Origin of the sequence: uncultured Mucilaginibacter sp. (genome assembly GCF_913773635.1) — a bacterium.
Classification (GTDB): domain Bacteria; phylum Bacteroidota; class Bacteroidia; order Sphingobacteriales; family Sphingobacteriaceae; genus Mucilaginibacter.
This window is the reverse complement of the sequence record NZ_CAJYGQ010000010.1, coordinates 106,318-127,331: the sequence shown is the minus strand read 5'-3', so window position 1 is coordinate 127,331 and position 21,014 is coordinate 106,318. Positions and strand designations below refer to the sequence as shown.

The 21,014-nt window shown below is 40.7% G+C and carries 14 protein-coding genes; 13 read left to right on the top strand and 1 reads right to left on the bottom strand.

Translation table 11 applies throughout. The features are described from left to right. Positions 1-24 precede the first annotated feature (24 nt). From QZ407_RS12765 to QZ407_RS12735, 7 genes are all read left to right on the top strand, one after another. Positions 25-921 carry a carboxypeptidase-like regulatory domain-containing protein gene (locus tag QZ407_RS12765; RefSeq protein WP_365335229.1) on the top strand — a complete coding sequence of 299 codons (897 nt, stop codon included), beginning with the start codon at positions 25-27 and terminating at the stop codon, positions 919-921. A gap of 124 nt (positions 922-1,045) precedes the next feature. Continuing rightward, positions 1,046-1,477: a hypothetical protein gene (locus QZ407_RS12760; RefSeq protein ID WP_295771677.1), complete on the top strand. Its 432-nt coding sequence runs from the start codon at positions 1,046-1,048 to the stop codon at positions 1,475-1,477. A 231-nt stretch (positions 1,478-1,708) separates the two neighbouring features. After that, positions 1,709-2,407, top strand: a complete 699-nt coding sequence (locus tag QZ407_RS12755; protein ID WP_295771675.1) for an RNA polymerase sigma-70 factor — start codon at positions 1,709-1,711, stop codon at positions 2,405-2,407. A 51-nt stretch (positions 2,408-2,458) separates the two neighbouring features. Continuing rightward, entirely contained in the window at positions 2,459-3,634 is a 1,176-nt protein-coding gene (locus QZ407_RS12750) for a FecR domain-containing protein (protein ID WP_295771673.1), read from the top strand. Positions 3,635-3,849: 215 nt separating this feature from the next. Further along, entirely contained in the window at positions 3,850-7,371 is a 3,522-nt protein-coding gene (locus QZ407_RS12745) for a SusC/RagA family TonB-linked outer membrane protein (RefSeq protein ID WP_295771671.1), read from the top strand. Positions 7,372-7,387: 16 nt separating this feature from the next. Next, the gene (locus tag QZ407_RS12740) at positions 7,388-8,746 is read left to right on the top strand and encodes a RagB/SusD family nutrient uptake outer membrane protein (protein WP_295771669.1); all 1,359 of its coding nucleotides are present in this window, start codon (positions 7,388-7,390) and stop codon (positions 8,744-8,746) included. 9 nt (positions 8,747-8,755) lie between these two features. Further along, positions 8,756-11,293 carry a zinc-dependent metalloprotease gene (locus QZ407_RS12735; protein WP_295771667.1) on the top strand — a complete coding sequence of 846 codons (2,538 nt, stop codon included), beginning with the start codon at positions 8,756-8,758 and terminating at the stop codon, positions 11,291-11,293. Positions 11,294-11,419: 126 nt separating this feature from the next. On the opposite strand, the gene QZ407_RS12730 is transcribed toward QZ407_RS12735, so the two are convergent. After that, positions 11,420-11,785 carry a response regulator gene (locus tag QZ407_RS12730; RefSeq protein WP_295771665.1) on the bottom strand — a complete coding sequence of 122 codons (366 nt, stop codon included), beginning with the start codon at positions 11,783-11,785 and terminating at the stop codon, positions 11,420-11,422. A 320-nt stretch (positions 11,786-12,105) separates the two neighbouring features. Between QZ407_RS12730 and QZ407_RS12725 the strand changes: the two genes are divergently transcribed. The 6 genes from QZ407_RS12725 to QZ407_RS12700 all read left to right on the top strand — a co-directional run bounded on the left by QZ407_RS12725 (position 12,106) and on the right by QZ407_RS12700 (position 20,909). Beyond that, on the top strand, positions 12,106-13,215 hold the full coding sequence (locus QZ407_RS12725) for a GAF domain-containing protein (RefSeq protein ID WP_295771663.1): 1,110 nt from the start codon (positions 12,106-12,108) through the stop codon (positions 13,213-13,215). A 114-nt stretch (positions 13,216-13,329) separates the two neighbouring features. Then, positions 13,330-14,358, top strand: a complete 1,029-nt coding sequence (locus tag QZ407_RS12720) for a histidine kinase (RefSeq protein WP_295771661.1) — start codon at positions 13,330-13,332, stop codon at positions 14,356-14,358. After that, the gene (locus QZ407_RS12715; RefSeq protein WP_295771659.1) at positions 14,339-15,088 is read left to right on the top strand and encodes a LytTR family DNA-binding domain-containing protein; all 750 of its coding nucleotides are present in this window, start codon (positions 14,339-14,341) and stop codon (positions 15,086-15,088) included. Before QZ407_RS12720 ends, QZ407_RS12715 begins: the two co-directional genes overlap by 20 nt. Positions 15,089-15,248: 160 nt before the next feature. Then, on the top strand, positions 15,249-16,577 hold the full coding sequence (locus QZ407_RS12710) for a TolC family protein (protein ID WP_295771657.1): 1,329 nt from the start codon (positions 15,249-15,251) through the stop codon (positions 16,575-16,577). Between the two features lie 8 nt (positions 16,578-16,585). Continuing rightward, positions 16,586-17,644, top strand: a complete 1,059-nt coding sequence (locus tag QZ407_RS12705) for an efflux RND transporter periplasmic adaptor subunit (protein WP_295771655.1) — start codon at positions 16,586-16,588, stop codon at positions 17,642-17,644. 151 nt (positions 17,645-17,795) lie between these two features. Further along, on the top strand, positions 17,796-20,909 hold the full coding sequence (locus tag QZ407_RS12700; RefSeq protein WP_295771654.1) for an efflux RND transporter permease subunit: 3,114 nt from the start codon (positions 17,796-17,798) through the stop codon (positions 20,907-20,909). The last annotated feature ends 105 nt before the right edge of the window (positions 20,910-21,014 follow it).

The window sequence follows — 21,014 nt, the reverse complement described above, 5'->3', positions numbered from 1 at the left end:
TAACACCTTAACCACCGGCCAATAATGAAAATCATGTCAAAATGTAAATTACTCGTCATTGCAATTTGCCTAATATCCTTGTTTTCATGCAGTAGAAACGTGCATATTGGTTATGTATATGATAAAGAAACAAAACGCCCACTGCAGGGTGTGACCGTTAGTTACGATAATAAACAGGTGCAAACTGACGCTAAAGGATATTTCAGTATAAGTGCCGAGGATAAAGCAAATAGCCGTTTACACTTTTACAAAAACGGCTATACATCTGATACTATTGAGACGATAACCACTCATTCCGGAGAAGTAATAAAGAAAACGTTTAAAGATGGAAGCGATACGGTATATCTATTGAAAACACCAGTAACAAGGAAAAAGATCGTTGCAAAGTTTAAGTGGCCTGTTACACCAGTCAACTTCGCGAGGTTCTACAAAAAAAACAATGAAAGCGGTGATTACAGTTTGCTTATTCCAGAAGGCTTTGCTCTTACTCCAAATAAAAATAACGGTGTTCAAGTAAAAGAGAGCCCGTATGGTTACGAAATGAAAGACGACACTCGCTACATAACAGCATCTCAATTTCACATGGCGGGTGTTGATTGCAAAATAATTGTTTACAAAGTAAATGGTGAAAATGATAGGACGGTTATTAATACGCAACTTAATAGTTACGATAAGACCGGCAAACAGTTGGATGCGCTTTTATTGGATAGCAGGTTCACTTTTGAAGTGATTTATCACAGAGACTTCCTGATTGAACAAAACGGAAAAATCACTATCAATTTACATAGCAAAGATCAGTATACGTATAACGAACAGGGCGATATTACAGGTTCTTTAAATAATGCCCCTGTTGAAACGTCTACTGTTGTTTACCAACTTAAACCTAACGGCATGTTCATCAAGATTGCAGGCGATGATTAATGGTTCACACATATTAATGTTTAGCATGGCATAAGGTCTGGATATCAGTTTGTAATCTTTAGCTACAAATCGTAATTAACAAACTTAATCTCGGAGTGAGTGTTTCCTAAGAAACTGATAGTCGATGAAATTTTTATTATATATATTACTGATAACTGCTGTATTTACCGCCTTTGGTTGCAAAAAGAAACATAAAGAAGAACCCGCTCCAATTGCCAATACGACGCCCGAAAAAACTATCAAGATAACTTACGAAGTAAATAGTTCGGTAGCCGCTTTTGATAACGAGGCGTACAATAAATTGATGTTTACTGCAGCTGAAGGCAGTTACTTGTTTGATACTTTTAAAGGTACCACCTGGAAAAAGGAAGTGAACATTATTGATAATGGCAAGAGTTCAATAGGCCTGCATGTTGACATGCTCCTTAACGGCGACAAAGCAACGGCAACAGGAAAGATATATATTAACGATGAGCTTAAAGTGACGTCAAACAGCACATCACCTTATTACTCAAACGGCCGTACACAAACGCTGCTTGATGTAAAATATAGATAAACAATCTCTTTGAAAAGAGCTACCTCTATTGAAGGTATAAGTTGAAAGCTTTTATTCAATCGGCGTTGAATTCAGCAAGTAAGTAATTATGATAGATGTTTATACATCAAATTAACTTCATTATCTTATTAAATTTCACTTTTTTAATATAAACATCTTAAATTAGGTGTTTCTATTTATCTACCAAACGAAAACATGCCGGGCTGTTAAAAGTTAAAAGAGAAAGTGTCGATGATAGTTTTAAAAGGTCCTTCGTGGTGGATATTTGCGAGGTCAGTTTTCGAAAGTTTAAATTGGATTCAACAGGCCAACCATGATAGTGCTGATGCAGATTTGATTACATCCTTTAAGCAGGGAAATGAGAGTGCGTTTAAAATTGTTTTCGAGCAAAACGTCGGCAAAATGTATGCCTTCGCCTTCAAAATCTTAAAAAGCCGGGAACAAGCAGAAGAGATAGTACATGATGCGTTCTTAAACGCCTGGAATAATCGTGATAAGATTAACGCCTCACTTCCTATAACACCTTATATATATACCATTACTAAACGTCTTGCGCTGAATTCGCTACGTCAAACCGCCAGTTCACAAAAAGCAGTTGACGAATTGTGGAAACAGGTTGATGACAGCACAAATCTTACTGAGGAAGCTATACTTTTTAATGATCTTCAGCGAATAACTGAAACAAAAGTTGCATTACTTCCTGCGCAGCAGCAACAAATATTCAGAATGAGCCGTGAAGACGGTTTAAGTCACGACGAAATTGCCACAAAGTTAAACTTGTCAAAAAATACTGTAAGAAATCACTTATTTCTTGCCCTAAAATCGCTTAGGCAGCATTTAAATGAACCGTATATTGTGTTTTTACTCGGTTTTTTAAAAAACATCGAAAAATTTTTAATTTTTTTTCACTTCCCATTGGTACATCATTAAGTTTGATGTGTAATGTCATTATTAAGGGTGTGTTAACATCCTGTAATTATAATGACAAGCAAACAAATAAATTCTCTTTTACGCAGCTATGCCGATGGTACTATATCAAAGGAAGACTTTGATATACTTATAAGTCATTTCAGGCTAACGGGCAATGATGCCGAAATTTTGGCTGCTATGGATGATATATGGCATAGCCTCAATGCACATGAGTTTTTAGCACCGGAAGATGTCAAGAAAAGTATCTTCAAGCGTTTAACAGAGCAAACATCCGGGAAGAACGACCTTAAAATAAAACAGCTTAAACCATGGTATCGTTATGCGGCTGCTGTATTGGTAGTTGCGGCGGGTGCGGCAATATATTTTACAACTCAGTCCCCGGCAAATCAATCAATAGCCAAACGCTATAAAAACGATGTTAAGCCAGGTTTTGAGCAGGCAACTTTGACTTTGGCAAACGGCAAGGTGGTAAATCTATCACAGGCAAACAACCAAGGCACGATACAAGAACACGGTGTTAGCATACAAAAAGGTGCAGATGGCACGCTGTTGTACCATTATGATGCAGGCCAGGCATCCTCAAATGCCGACACATCACACAATACCATTAAAACGCCGCGTGGCGGCCAGTTTCAGGTAGTTCTGTCTGATGGAAGCCACGTATGGCTGAACACAGCATCATCATTGACATTTCCGGTGAACTTCACTCAGCAAAATCGCACGGTTAAGCTTACGGGTGAAGCCTATTTTGAAGTTGCCAAGAACGCCAAAAGTCCATTTTTAGTAATTACTGATAAACAACAGGTTAAAGTACTCGGAACTCACTTTGACATTAACGCATACGCAGACGAACCGGTTACAAAAACCACTTTACTTGAGGGAAAAGTAAGTGTAGTGACTGCTCAAAAATCAACAACTATAAGTCCGGGTGAGCAAGCCGTTTTTGCCAATGGCAACATTAGCGTAAAGACTGCCGATTTGGAAGAAGCCATGGCCTGGAAAAATGGGTTATTTTTATATAATCAGCAAAGCCTGGAAAATATCATGCGTCAGGTATCAAGATGGTATAACGTTGACGTGGTATATGAAGACCAGGACGTAAAAAATCAACTTTTCAGCGGTGCATTATCGCGCTTTAAAAACATCTCAGAAATGCTTGAGGTACTCGAAACAACAGGATCTGTTCACTTTAAAATTGAGGGAAGGAGAGTTACTGTTATGCAATAGTTTTTATCTAGCCAATAAACACTATAAAAAAATAACCGGGAATGCGCCAACATCCCCGGTCAATTAAATATCAGTGTTTAGCCAAGACGTATTCACACATTCAACTAAAACGCTAATAAACAAATGTAATGAAATTTCAAGATCTTATTAGATCAGGGCATTCAGCCTGCAATAATCTCTCAGTCATTCGCATAGTGAAACTCACCGTATTTTTGATGACAGCCTTTTTCATACAAGTCAGTGCAGCTGGCTTTGCTCAAAAGGTCACATTCGTTAAGCAAAACGCTTCGTTTAAAGAATTGTTTACAGAAATTAGAAAACAAACCGGATATAATGTTTTCTGGCAGGATAGCAAGGTTAACGAACAGCAAAAAATTAACGTTGCTTTCAAAGGAGAAACACTGCAAAAAGTACTCGATCAAACACTTCCGCCCTATTCACTTACTTATAAAATTGTAAATAAAACTGTTGTTATTCAACAACAGCAAAAAACATTGATTGATAAAGTGGTGAGCTACTTTAGCAGCGTTAACGTTACCGGCAAGGTGCTTGACGCAGAAAGTGGCAAACCGGTGCCTAACGTTACCGTAAACCTCAAAAACACCACGCAACGCGTTTATACAAATGAAAACGGCACATTCAACTTCAGAAACCTGCCCGACGATGCTATCCTCGTATTCTCATACGTAGGTTATACTACACAAGAGGTTGCAGCGTCAGACGTAATGGTGGTGCGACTCATGTTAACTACCCAAAAACTTGATGACGTTATTGTATCAAACGGATATCAGCAGGTGAGAAAGGGTAGCACTACAGGTTCAAGCGCTGTTTTAACTGCTAAGGACATTGAAAGCACACCAAGCATAAGCTTAATTGAACGACTTGAAGGTAAAGTACCGGGTGTTAGATTTGACGTACGTAACAACACTATACAAATAAGAGGTAAAAATGGCATTAGCATGAGCGGAAACTCATCGCCCTTATTAGTGATAGACGGCTTTCCTGCAACAAACCAAAATTTGGTTAACATATCAAATAACATTGTTGATGGTAATCCTAGAAACGTTAATCAGCCAGCTACAGCCGGCAATGCCATCTTAAATAACATCAATCCAAATGATATTGAAAGCATAACCTTTTTAAAAGATGCAGCAGCAGCATCAATATGGGGTGCTTCAGCTGCCAATGGGGTTATCGTTATTACAACTAAAAGAGGCAAGCAAGGTGCGCCTAGCATTGATTATAACATGACGCTAAGCACAGCACAATCACCTGACTTGTCAAAGTTAAATGCTATGAATAGCCAGCAATACATTGACCTGGAACGCGAGATGTTTGACAAAGGTTTCTTTACTGACCCAACATTGAGTTACCGTTATGGCCCTATCAGTGAGGCTCAGGAGTGGATGTTTAGGGTGAAGAGAGGCAAAGCTACCGCTGCGCAGCGTGACTCGGCGTTAAGTGTTCTCGGTAATCGCTCAAATGGTGATCAGTTAAAAAAATATTTACTACAAAGAGCAGCTACCCAGCAACACAATCTATCTATATCTGGTGGTGGTGCAAATAACACCTACTACCTGGCGGCTAATTACTCTAAAGACGTGCCTATTTTTAAGAGCAACTACGGTGAAACTTATTCACTTACCTCAAATCTCACAAATGATTTTTGGAACAAGAGGATATTAGTTGCTACCAACATCAATTATATAAACACCAAAAGCCAGGTTAATAATGCTTCTTCAGCCGCATTAAGCCAGAGTCAGTTTGGTTTCGCGCCTTACGAAATGATAGTTGATGCAAATGGAAATCCCATAAGCAAACCTATTATGTTTACTCAGCGTGTGTCAGACAGTCTTGCACGTATAGGCTACATGCCATGGACTTACAATCCTATTGATGAGCTTAACTACAATAATACCGTTTTGTCAAAAAACTCTCTCAGAATCAGCAATTCAATCAGGGGCATCATAACATCATGGTTAAATGTAAATGTATCAGGCCAATTTCAACGTCAGTTTGCAAACCAGGATTACTTGCAAAATCAAAACAGTTACTTAACACGCAACCTGATTAATACGGGCACGGTACTTAACGCTACCACCCGCTTACCAAGCTACGGCGTACCCGTAGGGGGCATTTATAAAACCAGCAATGGCACCACTGATGAATACAGCTTGCGTGGACAGTTCAACATTAACAAAAACTGGACTGATCATCACTTTGACATGCTTGGAGGAGCCGAAATAAGGCAAACCAAATATAAAGGCGGCACGCAAACACGCTATGGTTATAATGAAGACACCGGAACATCTGTTGTTGTAAACCCAACAGTTAATTATCCAACTATTTTCGGTTATTCAACCAATCTTGGCTACCTGGATGGGACAATATTTGCAAATAGGTTAAGATACCTGTCATATTTTTCCCTAGCTACTTATTCATATAAAAATAAGTACTATGCCAGCGGTAGCGTAAGGTTTGACGACTTTACCAATCAGGGACTTGATCGCAGACAACGGGCTATTCCACTTTATTCTGCCGGTTTACGCTGGAATGTGAAGCGTGAAAACTTTTTATCAAATATTAGCTGGCTTAGCGGATTAACTCTTCGTGCAACTATTGGTACAGGTGGAAGCATTCCTAACACCGGAACTTCTTATGCTACAATATCACTATATGCTAATGATTCTTATACGCTCTTACCTGCAGCAGGAATAACAGTTCCGGCTAATTCTCAATTAACATGGGAAACAACCCGCACTATAAATGAGGGTATTGATGCTGATTTTTTCAACGGCAGAATTTCCTTGTCTATGGATATCTACCAGAAGAAAAATTATAACTTACTGGTTACTCTACCTTACAATTCAACCTATGGCTTTTCAAGCCTGCAATATAATGCAGGAGACGCAAAGGGCCGTGGTATTGAATTTAACTTAACCGGGCAGCCTGTTATGACAAACAAATGGAACTGGACGTCATCTTTAAATTTCTCATACACAGAAAATACAGTAACTGATGCGCGATTCAAACCAACGTTTGCCACTGCAGGCGGGCAAGTATCAACGCAAGGTTTCCCAACAGATAACATTTTTGTGTACAAATGGGCAGGCCTTGACAATAAAGGACAATCAAGAATTCACGGAGCCGATGGTACTATATTGAATGTATCAGGTTCACGCAGTCCAAACATTAACGACCTGGTTTACGGTGGCCGCACAACACCTCCGTATTTTGGTGGGTGGACAAACACGGTAAGATACCAAAACCTCAGCCTTATAGTAAGAGCTACCTATAATTTAGGGCATAAAGTTATGCTTACTGATATAACCGGTGCGACATATCCAACCAGCTCAAGTACAAGTGGCTACCTGCCTAATACCATCAGGCTGTTAGACAGATGGCGCAATCCGGGAGATGAAAATTTCACCAATATTCCAGGCTTAGCCGGTAATAACTTTACCAACGTTGATTATTTCGTTAACTCTGATTACAACCTGATCGATGCAGGAAATATAAGGCTGCAACAGTTATCATTGAACTATTCGCTACCGCAGACAATTCTTCGCAAGGCACCGTTTATCAAAGCAATTAATATTGGTGCTACAGTTAGTAATCTTGGTCTTATTTGGCGCGCCAACAAGTTAGGTGTCGATCCGGACTATCAGCGTACCGGAAACATATCAAACCTGCCGCCTGCGCGTACTTATTTATTTAACCTTAACATTTCGTTATAAGATGTTTACAAAAATCATGTCTAAAGCAAGTTTAGCTATCATTGCTTGCCTGCTAATAATGGTTAGCGCATGCCGTAAGTATGTAGAGATTCCGCCAAGTCAGGTAAGGGCTTTAAAATACACAACAGATTACAGTGCGCTACTTAACTATGGATCCACCATTGAACCGGGTTATACTTACCCGGTTTATGCAGCTGATGATTTTGGCGTGGATGACCCAACCTGGTATCCTCGTTTCTCCTACCAGCCACCAGTAAATGCATACACTTGGGCCGAACGTATTTGGGGCCCAACTGAAGAAGATGCTGACTGGAGTACGCTTTATAAAGTTATGAACACCTACAATACAGTAATTACAGGTGTTGATAAAAGCGAAGGCGGTACCGATGCCCAAAAAGCTGTAATAAAGGCAAGCGCACTAGTTCACAGGGCATATGCATACTTCACTCTGGTGAATTTGTATGGTAAACAATATGATGCAGCCACAGCTAATAGTGATTTGGGTGTGCCTTTGTTACTCACACCCGATTTGTATGCCAGTTTAAGCCGCGCAACAGTACAACGCGTTTATGACCAGGTAAAATCTGACTTAACTGAGGCTTTGCCATTGCTGCCTGAAGTTGCCACTTTTAATGTTAACCCTTCAAAGTTGGCTGTGTATTCATTGCTTGCAAGGTATTACTTAAACACCCGTGAGTTTGGCGAAGCTAAACGTTATGCTGAGATGGCATTAGCATTAAGGAATACTTTGCTTGATTATAACGCTTATACAACAACCTGGCCTCTTAAACTTCAGAACCCTGAAGAAATGTTTTTCAAACGTACCGCTCAAACAGTTACTGTAGTTCCGCTTCAACAAGCTGCTTTAAATTTATATGATACCAAAGATTTAAGATACAGTGTTTTTACAGCTCCAGCAGCGTTGGTTAGAGGGTCTAATTTTACTGTAGGCCGTGGTCTTACCAGATCGCAATATTTTTTAGAGGGCACTTACATAGGACCGGGCGTGCCCGAAATGATGCTGATTAAAGCAGAGTGTGAAGCCCGTGCAGGAAATACGAGTGCGGCCATGGAAATGGTTAACAACCTGCGCAAAAAACGTTTCAAACCAGCTGAATATTATAACCTTGCTGCAACTGATGCAAATAATGCGCTTCGTATTGTAATTGACGAACGTGGCCGTGAATTTATGGGAAGAGGCTACCGCTGGTTTGATCAGCGCCGTTTAAGTAAAGATAACGGCTTGATACAAACAGTTACACGTAAGTTTAAAGATGCAACGTACACGCTGGCACCAGGCAGCAATCGCTACACCTTCCCTATCGCCGAAAAATATATTGCTTTAAACCCAGAAATTATACAAAACCCGAGATAATAATATACCATGAATTTTAGAAAGAGTAACTTTCTTATTGCTTGTGCCGCAAGCGCTGCAATGCTTACACCCGCATGTAAACTATTGCATAAAAAGAAAGCTCCGGTTAAGCCGGCAGTGGCGGTTGACCCGGCACAACGCCGGGCCGACAGCTTGAAAAAAGCCAACGCCCTTAAACCGTACGCTTCCATAGTAACTAAAAACACTAAAACTAGCCAGGGCTTTATCACTGTTCACAAAACAGATAACAAGTACTACTTTGAAATACCTAAAAGCATATTTGGCAGGGATATTTTAACGGTGAGCCGTATTTCAAAGGCATCATCAGATATGCGCAATGGTAGCATGGGTTACGCTGGCGACCAAATTGGCGAAAGCGTTTACGCTTTTGAAAGAGCACCTGATAATAAACTGCTTTTACGCCGTCGCTCGTTCAGGGAGAATGCAAAAGATAGTACAGCAACTATGTACGCAAGCGTTGTTAAAAACAACGTGAGCACCATTGTAGCCTCGTTTCCGTTGGTATCATACAAGCCCGATTCATCTGCCATACTTGTTGAAGTAACCGAGCTTTTGAACTCCGATAATGATGTGCTGTACTTTCAAAGAAAACAGTACAAAGACAAAGCAGGTATGGGTGGGCAGCAAAATGATAAAAGCTATATAGATTATATCCACACCTTCCCTACCAACGTTGAAATTCATACGGTAAAGACATATTCGGCCGGAATGAACCCAACCAACTCAAGTTACACGGTTGAGCTAAATACGTCAATGGTACTATTGCCGGTTCAGCCAATGAGGCCGCGCCTGCAGGATGAACGCGTAGGTTACTTCACCACATCAACACGTGATTTTGATATTAAGCCACAAGGAGTAGCCAATACCACTTACATCAACAGATGGCGCTTAAATCCAAAAGCTGGTGATGAAGAAAAATACAAACGCGGAGAACTTGTTGAACCTGAAAAGCCAATTGTATTTTATATCGACCCCGTTACCCCGCGCAAATGGGTACCATATTTAATTCAGGGTGTAAATGACTGGCAAAAGGCATTTGAAGCAGCGGGTTTTAAAAATGCTATTATGGCAAAAGAAGCGCCCACAAAAGCTCAGGACAGTACCTGGAGTATTGACGACGCTAATCACTCGGCTATAATTTACAGGCCTTCTGTAATAGCCAACGCCATGGGCCCAAGCATTGCCGATCCACGCAGCGGTGAGATTATTGAAAGTCATATTTTCTGGTATCACAATGTAATGTCGGTATTAGAGCAATGGTACCGTACACAAGCCGGTGCTGTTGATCCACGGGCGCGCAAACCTGAGTTAGATGAAAAGCTGATGGGTTCACTAATCCGTTTTGTATCATCTCACGAAGTGGGCCACGCACTTGGCTTACTCCACAACTTTGGCTCAAGCTCAACTGTTCCTGTTGAAAATCTTCGCAAGAAAGAATGGGTTGAGGCGCATGGCCATACGCCATCTATTATGGATTATGCAAGGTTTAACTACGTTGCACAACCCGAAGATCATATTGGCGAAAAGGGAATCTTCCCGCGTATTGGCGATTATGATAAATGGGCAGTTAAGTTTGGTTACACCTGGCGACCTGAGTTTGCTAACGAAATAGCAGAAAACAAAGCGATGGTTAAAGTGGTGACCGATTCTTTAGCCAAAAACCACCGCTTATGGTTTGGTAATGAAATGGAACCGTTTGATCCGCGTGCTCAAAACGAGGATTTAGGGGATAACTCAGTTTTAGCAAGTGAGTATGGTATCAAAAACCTTAAGCGTATTATGCCACAGTTGGGTAATTGGGTTAATAAACCATATGAAGATCAGTCAGACCGCTTAAATGCTTATGCTGGTATATGGAGTCAAATGGGTATGTATGCCGGTCACGTTTTAAAAAATGTTGGCGGCACCTATCATACCATCCGTTTAAATAGCGAGCGTTTACCAAGTTACCAACCCGTACCGCGTTGGCGTCAAAAGCAGGCTGTTGCATTTTTGAATAAGCAGGTTTTCAAAACACCAACATGGCTTAACGCTTCTGACTTTCAATCATCGTTTTCTGAAATCTTCCCAATAGAGCTAAGTAAGCTTCAGGAAAGCGTTTTGTATCCGTTAATAACGCGTATGCGCCTCAGCAATCTGTACACAAACGAAATAGAGGGCAAAGGCAAAGGTTATACTGTAAATGAACTTTTCAACGATTTGAACAAAGGCATTTTTGAGGAAGTTTATGCCGGTCGCAATGTTGATGTTTACCGTCGTACTATGCAAAAGCTTTTTGTATATAGGGTATGTGAGCAGGCGTTTTTGCCTAATGAAATGAGCACAATATTTCCGAGCAATACCTATCACTTTACTATAACAGATATAAATGCAATTTTAAAAGATGAACTAAAGCAATTAAACAGCTTGTTCAAACAAAAATTGAAAAGCAACTCACTCAATAAGTTAACACGTTTTCATTTAGAAGAAATGAGCTCGATGATTGACAAACGCTTTGCTGCTGATAAGACAGGCATGATTAAATAGTAGTTTTCAAAAAATGCTCAAAAAAATCTACATCTGTAGATTTTAATTAATTGCAGTAAAATAAAAGCGGACCTAGTTCCGCTTTTATTTTTTATGTCCCTTGCTACAGCTATTTGATAAGCTACTTTATGCAGCAACCAATAATCTGTTGACTACATCTATTAAATCGTAGATATCAAATGGCTTTGTTATAAACTCATTCGCCCCTGCCTCCATTGCTATATTACGTCCATCAGGACTCGCAGAGATGGCGACTATTGGGATTCTGGATGTATCAGGATTAGCTTTTATGGCTTTAATGGCATCATAACCTGATACAGTTGGCATCCAAAGGTCAATAATGATTATGTCTGGTAACCGTTGTTCAATCAGACCCTTTATTTCCGAACTGTCGTCGACTGCTACAACATCGTAGCCTTCATAATCAAGCATTACATTAAGCATATTCAAAATGCCGGCATCGTCGTCACAAATCAATATTACGTTTGACATATAGGTAATTCACTAGAAGCAATGTTTTTAAAAACTTAAGATTATCTGTTCTATCTTAAAAAGATTCGAGAAGTCTCTGTACAATTTTCTTACCATATTTTATTAACTCAAATGAAAATACAATTAAATAGTTTTAACCTAATAATTATAGACCTTAAAAGTGACTTAAAATCACGAAACACTTTCAATAAAGTTAAAGCAAAATATCACATAGGTTTATACGATAGTGTGCAATCTTGAAAAAAAGTGTAGTATTATTAGTATGCTACTGCAACCTTCCGGATTACTTTTTCGTAAGTTATAATCATAATATTATTAAGATGCCTTTAAGGGAATTGGAGAGGATTAAGGCAGTTAACCGCTTTTTAAAACTTGAAATTAGCAAGGAAACGGAATTGCAGGAAATTGTTGAATTGGCTGCCAAAGTTTGTGGCACTAACGCAGCACTTATAACATTTTTAGATGCCGACACACAGAACGTTATGTTTAAAACCGGCATCCAATTAGACAACACCAAACGTGTTGACGCATTTTGTGATCACGTTGTAAGTTCAGAATCATTTTTTGAGGTTCAAAATGCGCTTACGGATGAAAGGTTTAACCGCAACCCTTTAGTAATAGGTAAGCCCGATATCCGTTATTACGCAGGTGCACCGTTGACAACACAAGATGGTATGAGTTTGGGCAGTTTGTGTGTTATTGATACGGCAATGAATAAGCTATCTGAACTACAGAAGCAAATGCTCATAGCACTGGCCAAACAAGTAATTCAATTACTTGAATTTGACATGAGCTTACAAATATTACGATCGCAATATATTATTGCCAAACAATCTGAAATTGAATTAAGGGCCTTTTTTGAAAGCACAATAGATCATCATTTGCTTTTGGGGCTAAATTTTCAAGTGCTTGCCTTTAATCGTGCGTGGGAAAGTCATGTACTTGCAGCTTACGGTAAAAATTTAACCAGAGGAGCTTCAATGGCCGATTATGTGCACCCGGCAAATTTAAGCAGGTTTTACCAGGATTATTTACATGCTTTAAAAGGAACTGCTATTTATGACGAACGTAATTTAGGCACCGAAGGTGAAGAAGCCTGGCGTATCGTTAAATTTGAACCGGCTTTTGATACCGATGGAAAAGTGATTGGCGTAGCCATAAATACCACAGATGTAAATAGACGGGTTAAGCAAGAACACATTGTACATGAGCAGCACAAGTCACTCGAACACATAGCTTTTTTACAAGCCCATGAACTACGCCGACCTGTAGCTACCATATTAGGTTTGATGAGCTTAATAAAAGAAAATAAGTTTGAAAATTCCGAATCGGAGTTTACATATCTTGAACAAACTGTGGAAGAACTTGACTCAAAAATCAAACTTGTAATTGAGCAGGTTTCAGTAGCAAGCCATACTAAACAGCGTTAACCGGCGCCTTTTTTTCAGAGGCCCTAAAGTAGGTTGTGTACATTTCAACTTGATTATTGTACATGTGGCTCAAATAATTGCCGGTGCAGTTGTAATCTGCTTATCTTTATATATATGTTTCGTGCATACCATTTAAAGTGGTGTTTCACCATGATAGGCATACTGGCCATAGGCACCTTGCTTATGCGGCCTGGTTTGTTTTCTACCCACAACTGGATCCAATACTTTGTACACCTGCTTTCCATTTCAACTTCAATACTAAGTTGCTGGTTTATTCAGGGTTATTTTAAACAAAGAACGTTTGCCGGATATACAACTTATGCAATATCCATCATTAGTATAGTTTGTGGTATAATAGCATCATTTGTTGTAGGCTCAACATTAACATTTTTCATCCCTGAACGCTATTTTTTCCCCGAAAATCATTTGGGTTACGGTTACGTTGATTTGGTACGCAGACTGATAGGTTCATTCTTTCTAAGTATGGCATGCTACATTTCTTACAACAACCTTGATACTAATGACAAGTTGCAGCAAACCAAGCTTGAAAATGAACAGTTTAAGCAGGCGCATCTTAGGGCGCAACTAATTTCACTGCAACAGCAAATCAGTCCGCACTTTTTGTTTAATTCGCTTAGCACTTTAAAAACCATTGCTACTGATGCCGACACTAAGAACTTTGTTGTGCAATTGGCGCATGTGTACCGCTACCTGCTTAACTTTAATGACAGGCAGGTATCACGCCTTTCTGAAGAACTGGCCTTTATACGCTCCTATTTATACATTCTTCATCAGCGGTTTGAGAGCGCGCTTAATATTCACATTAACGTACCAGAGCAGTATTTAAACTATCAAATCCCCCCCTTGTCATTGCAATTGCTGGTTGAAAATGCAATTAAGCACAACGCACTATCGCCCGATAAGCCTTTGACGCTAAATATAGAAGTAAACAACGAACTACAATTGGTTGTGAGTAATAACTATCGCCCTAAGAAAGTTCCGGTTGAAAGTACAGGACTTGGCTTGCAAAACATAAATGACCGTTTCAGGCTTTTATTTAACAAAGAGATTAAAGTAGAAAAAAGCAACGAAGTATTTACTGTAACTCTACCGCTTGTAGCCCATGAACGTGATCATTATTGAAGACGAACCCCGTACCGCAAACGATTTAAAGGCCACCTTAGTAAGTCTTGATAATTCGATCAACGTGCTGGCCATACTACCATCAGTTAGTACTGCAACTGCCTGGCTACAAAACAATCCGGCACCCGAGCTCATTTTTTCTGACATTCAACTGGGTGACGGCCTAAGCTTTGAAATATTTAAAGAGGTACAAATTAATTCGCCCGTTATTTTTTGTACTGCGTTTGATGAATATGCAATTGATGCTTTTGAGTCAAACAGTATTGATTACCTCCTTAAGCCCATAGAAGAAGAACGTGTTGAAAAAAGTCTGCAAAAATATGATCGTATAAAGGGACATTACAGTACGGCGAATAATTTAGAAAAAGCCATAAGCCAACTTACCCGGCAGTATAAACAATCGCTATTGGTAAATTACCGTGAAAAGATTATTCCGGTAAAGGTTACTGATATATGCCTGGTGTATGCAGCTAACGGGTTAGTGAGCCTACACATGGGCAACAAGCAACAGTATACCGTTCAATATACGATAGAGCAGCTCGAAAACATGCTTAACCCACAGCACTTTTTCAGAGCTAACCGTCAATTCATCATTAACCGTGACACGGTACAAAACATTGAGCATTACTTTAACCGCAGGCTGGTTGTTCATACCGCCTGCCCAACGCCCGAAACCATTATTGTAAGCCGCCTTAAAGCCAACGATTTTTTGCGCTGGATTGAGCAATAAACTTGGCTTTAAACACAGCCATTGCTGTAAAACATGCGTGACATTTCAGCTTGGCATTGGTACATTTCGCTATCAATTTTGCACGGTTCAGGCACTTAATAACTAAAAGCAAACGCGAGCATTATAGTTTTGTATCATCGGTTTTAACAGCCGTTGTGTTATGAACAGGAAATTAATAATAGCTATTATTTTTTTAATGCCGCTAAAACTCATGGCCCAGCAAACCTGGAATCTGAAAACGTGCATTGAATATGGTTTAAAAAATCATCGCAGCAATGCGGTATATGCTAATCAAAAACGCATTGCTGATGCTCAGGCTAAAGAAGCACTGGCAGATTATTTACCTAAAATAAGCCTTAACGGAACGGTTGATGACAATTTAAAAGTACAGCAAACAGTAATTCCCGGCGGTATTTTCGGTCCGGATGATATTAGGGTTGCGTTTACCAAAAAGTTCAACACAAATGGTGTTGCACAGCTCGATCAAACGCTGTATGATCAATCACTGATTAACGGTTTGAAGGCAAACAAGTATAACGTTGAACAGGCAGGACTCAGTCAACAGCAAAATGATGAAGCCATTATCTACAACATCAGTACGGCCTATTATCAAATTATGGTTTACCGTGAACAACTCGCTTTGCTCAAAATAAACCGGGAGACTTATCAGAAACAGATAGACATATCGGCGCTTAAAGTAAAAAAGGGAGTTGCCCTGCAAAAAGACCTCGATAAAGTGACAGTTGATTTGAACAACGCAGAATCACAAATGCGGGTGGCCGAGAGTAACCTTACTCTTTCCGAAAACCAGCTAAAGTATGAAATGGGATACCCTATTACTGATGTGCTTACCGTTGAAAGCATGAGTGCTGATAAGACACCCGCACCTTTGGCCGCAAATATTTCACAGTTCGCCTTAAACAACCGTACAGACTATCGCATATCTGAAATTAACGCCAAATTGTTGGAAATAGATGAAAGCCGTATAAAAGCCGGCGGATTACCGAAGCTAACTGCTTATGCCCGGTATGGTACAATTGGATTTGGAGATAACCTTAGTCAATCGTTTTCATCCATGACTCCGTATTCAGCAGTTGGACTAAAGCTGAGCTTTCCCATTTTTGATTTCTTTAAACGCAGTGCTCAGTACAACCAGGCCAAATTTAAACGGCTCAACGCTCAGGAAAATCTTAAGCTCGACGAAGGCAAATATCAGCTACAATACGAAAATGCCCGTACCAAAATGCTGAAAGAACAAACCAATGTTGATAATAACAAACGCAATATTGAATTGGCTCGTTCCGTATTCAGCACAACAGATTTGCAGTTCCAAAAGGGTACTACTGACCTCACCGACTGGCTAAATGCCCAAAACTCACTCAAAGAGGCTCAAAACAATTATCTCAACTCACTATATCAATTTTACCTTGCCAAAGTAGAGCTTGAAAAAGCAGGCGGCACCTTAAAAACCTTTTACTCTGCCCTATAACTCAGCAAATGAAAACTAAATACATTATTACCCTTGTTGGTATTGCCATTGTTGCCTTAATAGTTTACAAACTGGCATCTAACAAAAAAAAACTTGACGAGAAGAATAAGCCTGTACAGGTTACCAATGTACGCATACCGGTTAAAGCAGCCACTGCCAAAGAGCAGTTACAGGAAATAAATATTATGAAAACCGGTAGCCTTGCACCATTTAAAGAGGCTAAAGCACTTGCTGTAACCGGAGGCAATTTACTACAGGTGCGTTTTGAACTGGGCGACCGTGTAAGCAAAGGCCAGGTATTGGCCGTTACTGATAATCAAAGTGCCCGGCTGGACCTGCAAAAAGCCGAAAGCAATGCCGCCAAATTGCGCAACGACTTAAATACCTATAAAGAACTACTGCAAGGCAAAGCAGCCACTCAAGAAAAGGTGAATGATATACGCCAAAACTATATGGATGCCGTAACGCAGGTTAACCTAAGCCGTAAAAACCTGGCTGATGCCGCCATTAAGGCACCCACAAGCGGAATAATTTCATCAAAACCCGTTGAACAAGGTGTTTTTGTAAATGCGGGTAGCGAGGTAGCTACCATTGTTGATTTGTCAAGAGCTAAAGTACAAGTTTACTTGACCGAGGCTGAGGTTTACAAAGTTGAGCAGGGGCAAAAAGTAAAAATTACAACTGAGGTATATCCGGGTAAGGTGTTTGGCGGTAATATAAGCTTTATTAGTCCACAGGCCGATGCTACGCATAATTACTTGGTAGAAATACTGGTTGATAACACACAGCGTTCCATCTTGCGTTCGGGCACCTTTGTATATGCTGATTTTAGTAAGAAAACTCGTCAGCAGGTGCTGGTGATTCCGCGCGAGGCACTTACCGAGAGTATAAAAGATGCTGCCGTTTACGTCATACAAAATGGCATAGTCAAACGCAGAACTATTCAAACCGGTGCCGAAATGGGCACTATGGTACAGGTAACCTCAGGCCTCAGCGCCGGCGAGCAGGTGGTAACCTCCGGCCAAATTAATTTGAAAGATGGCACCCAGGTAAGTGTATCTAAGTAAGCTTAATTAAAATTACACTAATGCACGGCAGCATGCAACAAAACCGGCTAAACGCTATGATTGTGTTCGTGATTGTACTGATACTTTTAGTTCAGGCAGGTTTTAAAGTTAAAGTAACACATGCCGTGCTTACAAATAAAAATACGCAACCATGTCTATTGCTGAAGTAGCCGTTAAACGGCCATTACTGATCATTGTTATATTTACGGTGCTTATACTGTTTGGTGCACTTAGTTATACCAAACTCAATTATAAACTCCTTCCTACTATTGAGGTTCCAACGGTATCGGTAAGTACTGTGTACCCCGGTGCTTCGGCAGCCGAAGTGGAAACATCGGTTACTAAAAAACTGGAAGATGCCTTTGCATCTGTTGAAGGCTTGGATAAGTTAAGCTCTACTTCGCAAGAAGGTGTATCACAGGTTGTGGTGCAACTTAAAAGCGGCGTTGATATTGACAAAGCCGAACGCGATATACAGCGCAAGGCCGATCAGGCTCAAAATGATTTGCCGGATGATATTGACCGCCCGGTGGTTAATAAAATCAATTTAGAAGAGGTTCCTGTTATAAGAGCCGGTGTTACCTCAAACCTTGCGCCTAAGGCTTTATATGATATGGTTGACCTGCAATTACGGCCAATATTACAAAACGTAAGTGGTGTAGGCCAGGTAAACATTATTGGCGGCGATGAACGCGAAATACAGGTAAATATTGATCAAAGTAAACTTAAGGCTTATGGGTTGAGCATTACCCAGGTAACTGAGGCGGTTAGAAACGCAAACCAGTCATTCCCCGCGGGCAGCATTGAAACACGCGAGCAGCAGGTTTCTATACAATATGATGCTAACGTTGCGTCGGTAGATCAGATACGTAATTTAATTGTGCAGCAACGTCCCGGAAGCGGCAGCGTATACCTGCGCGACATTGCCGAGGTAGTTGATGCCACTGCTAAAGAAACAGCCATTAACCACATTAACGGTATACCATCAATTGGTATACAGGTTATTAAGCAAACCGACGCCAACGCCGTAAACGTAAGTAAAGGCATAAAAGAAAGCTTTGCCCGCATTGAGCAGCAGTATAAAAGCCAAAATTTAAAATTTACCGTATCAAGTGATCAATCTACTTATACGTTGCGCTCGGCCGATGCCGTAATGGAAGACCTTGTGCTGGCTGTGATAATAGTTGGTGTGGTTATGTTAGCTTTCCTGCATAGCTTCCGTAGCTCTATGTTTGTTATGGTGGCCCTGCCCTCTTCTATCATACCAACTTTTATTGCAATGATGCTCATGGGCTTCTCGCTCAACTTGATGACGCTGATGGCGATGTCGTTAGTTGTAGGTATTTTGGTTGATGATTCAATTGTAGTGCTCGAAAACATATATCGTCACCTCGAAATGGGTTCGGACCGCCGTACTGCTGCCATTGAAGGCCGGAGCGAAATTGGTTTCACTGCTATGGCTATTACCCTGGTGGATGTTGTAGTGTTCCTTCCGCTTGCCTTATCGGGCGGCATTATTGGTGCCATTTTACGCGAGTTCTCACTGGTGGTAGTATTTTCTACTTTGATGAGCTTGTTCGTATCATTTACTATTACGCCTATGTTAGCCAGCCGTTTTGGCCGCGTAGAGCATTTGAGCAAAGACACACTATGGGGTAGAATAAATTTAGGCTTTGAACATATTATTGACGTAATTAAAGAACATTACGGGAAAATGCTGGCAACAGCGCTACACAAAAAACGCTGGTTACTGTTTGGCGTTATTGTACTTATCATTGGCTCATTAATGCTGGTTGCCAAAGGCTTTATCGGTGCATCATTTATTCCGGCTGGAGATCAGGGCGAACTACTTATCAATCTCGAGCTTGAGCCAGCGGCATCAATATACCAAACCAATATGCTAACGCAGCAGGTAGAAAAGAAGATAATGGCCCGCCCTGAAGTTGATAAGGTATTTTCGAGCATTGGCTTTGTGAGCGGAGGCGTGGTTGGAGCAGGTAATAACGCTAACCGGGCTGAACTTACTGTGAGTCTTAAAGACGCTAAAGAGCGTAGCATCACCTCTGAAGAATTTGGCATTATGATGCAACGTGAATTAAGCGAGGCCATACCTGGCGCCAAAATCACGGCCTCTCCAACGTCAATAACTGGTAATGCCAGCCAGGCACCTATCCAAATTGCTATAAAAGGTGTTGACTTAGATGCAGTACGCTCGGTGGCCGAGCAATACATGCAGCTGGTTTCAACCGTACCCGGAACGCAGTTTGTGCAACTTTCAGTAAAAGACCGCAAGCCGCAGGTTGAGGTGAAGCTCAACCGCGAGAAAATGACGTTGCTTGGCATAAATGCGGGTCAGGTTGGTGCAGCCTTGCAAAATGCCTTTAGCGGCAATGATCAAAGTAAGTTTAAACAATCGGGCAATGAGTACGATATTTTGATTGGACTTGACCGATACAATCGTTCCAATATTAATGATGTGCGCAATCTAAATTTTGTAAACAGTGATGGCAAAAGCTTTGTACTAAGCCAGTTTGCCGAAGTTAAAGAAGGGTTGGGTGAAAGCGTATTGCAACGCAGCGACAGGATGGGTTCGATAACAGTAAATTCCAACGTGGCCGGCAGGCCTACCGGTACCGTGGCCAACGATATTAAAGCGAAAGCCGTAAAGATAAAAATACCCGAAGGCATAACTGTTGAATACCTGGGCGACGTAAAAAACCAGGCTGATGCTTTTGGCAGCTTAGCGTTAGCACTGATTATTGCCATACTACTGGTTTATCTCATTATGGTGGCTTTGTATGAAAGTGTCATATATCCGTTTGTAGTTCTTTTCTCTATCCCGGTTGCACTTATCGGGGCATTGCTTGCTTTGGCATTGTCAATGGAAACGCTTAACATATTTTCAATTATTGGCGTAATTATGCTCCTGGGCTTAGTTTCAAAAAATGCCATCCTCATTGTTGACTTTACCAATCAGCTAAAAGCTGAAGGCCGTAGCGTGGTTGATGCCCTGATTGAAGCAGGTAAAGAACGCCTGCGCCCTATTTTAATGACCACCTTGGCCATGATATTAGGTATGTTACCTATAGCCATTGCAAGTGGTGCCGGCTCGGAAGTAAAAAATGGCATGGCTTGGGTAATTATTGGCGGCTTAACAAGTTCCATGATTTTAACGTTATTTGTAGTGCCGGCTATGTATCTCATTATTGAGAAGTTAAAAAGCCGTTTCTCCAAAAAGCAAACTTCCGTTCATCCGGCAATTTAAAATCCCTTTACTTAACAAATAAATAAACAAAGACCGGCTAAAGGCAGGCAGGTAACTATAGGCTTACCTGCCCGCCCTGAGGGTCACAGGGGCTTGCCATGCCTG

Coding starts and splice junctions, on each gene's coding strand:
- QZ407_RS12765 (WP_365335229.1), top strand. CDS start 25: ATGAAAATCATGTCAAAATGTAAATTACTCGTCATTGCAATTTGCCTA.
- QZ407_RS12760 (WP_295771677.1), top strand. CDS start 1,046: ATGAAATTTTTATTATATATATTACTGATAACTGCTGTATTTACCGCC.
- QZ407_RS12755 (WP_295771675.1), top strand. CDS start 1,709: ATGATAGTTTTAAAAGGTCCTTCGTGGTGGATATTTGCGAGGTCAGTT.
- QZ407_RS12750 (WP_295771673.1), top strand. CDS start 2,459: ATGACAAGCAAACAAATAAATTCTCTTTTACGCAGCTATGCCGATGGT.
- QZ407_RS12745 (WP_295771671.1), top strand. CDS start 3,850: ATGACAGCCTTTTTCATACAAGTCAGTGCAGCTGGCTTTGCTCAAAAG.
- QZ407_RS12740 (WP_295771669.1), top strand. CDS start 7,388: ATGTCTAAAGCAAGTTTAGCTATCATTGCTTGCCTGCTAATAATGGTT.
- QZ407_RS12735 (WP_295771667.1), top strand. CDS start 8,756: ATGAATTTTAGAAAGAGTAACTTTCTTATTGCTTGTGCCGCAAGCGCT.
- QZ407_RS12730 (WP_295771665.1), bottom strand. CDS start 11,785: ATGTCAAACGTAATATTGATTTGTGACGACGATGCCGGCATTTTGAAT.
- QZ407_RS12725 (WP_295771663.1), top strand. CDS start 12,106: ATGCCTTTAAGGGAATTGGAGAGGATTAAGGCAGTTAACCGCTTTTTA.
- QZ407_RS12720 (WP_295771661.1), top strand. CDS start 13,330: ATGTTTCGTGCATACCATTTAAAGTGGTGTTTCACCATGATAGGCATA.
- QZ407_RS12715 (WP_295771659.1), top strand. CDS start 14,339: ATGAACGTGATCATTATTGAAGACGAACCCCGTACCGCAAACGATTTA.
- QZ407_RS12710 (WP_295771657.1), top strand. CDS start 15,249: ATGAACAGGAAATTAATAATAGCTATTATTTTTTTAATGCCGCTAAAA.
- QZ407_RS12705 (WP_295771655.1), top strand. CDS start 16,586: ATGAAAACTAAATACATTATTACCCTTGTTGGTATTGCCATTGTTGCC.
- QZ407_RS12700 (WP_295771654.1), top strand. CDS start 17,796: ATGTCTATTGCTGAAGTAGCCGTTAAACGGCCATTACTGATCATTGTT.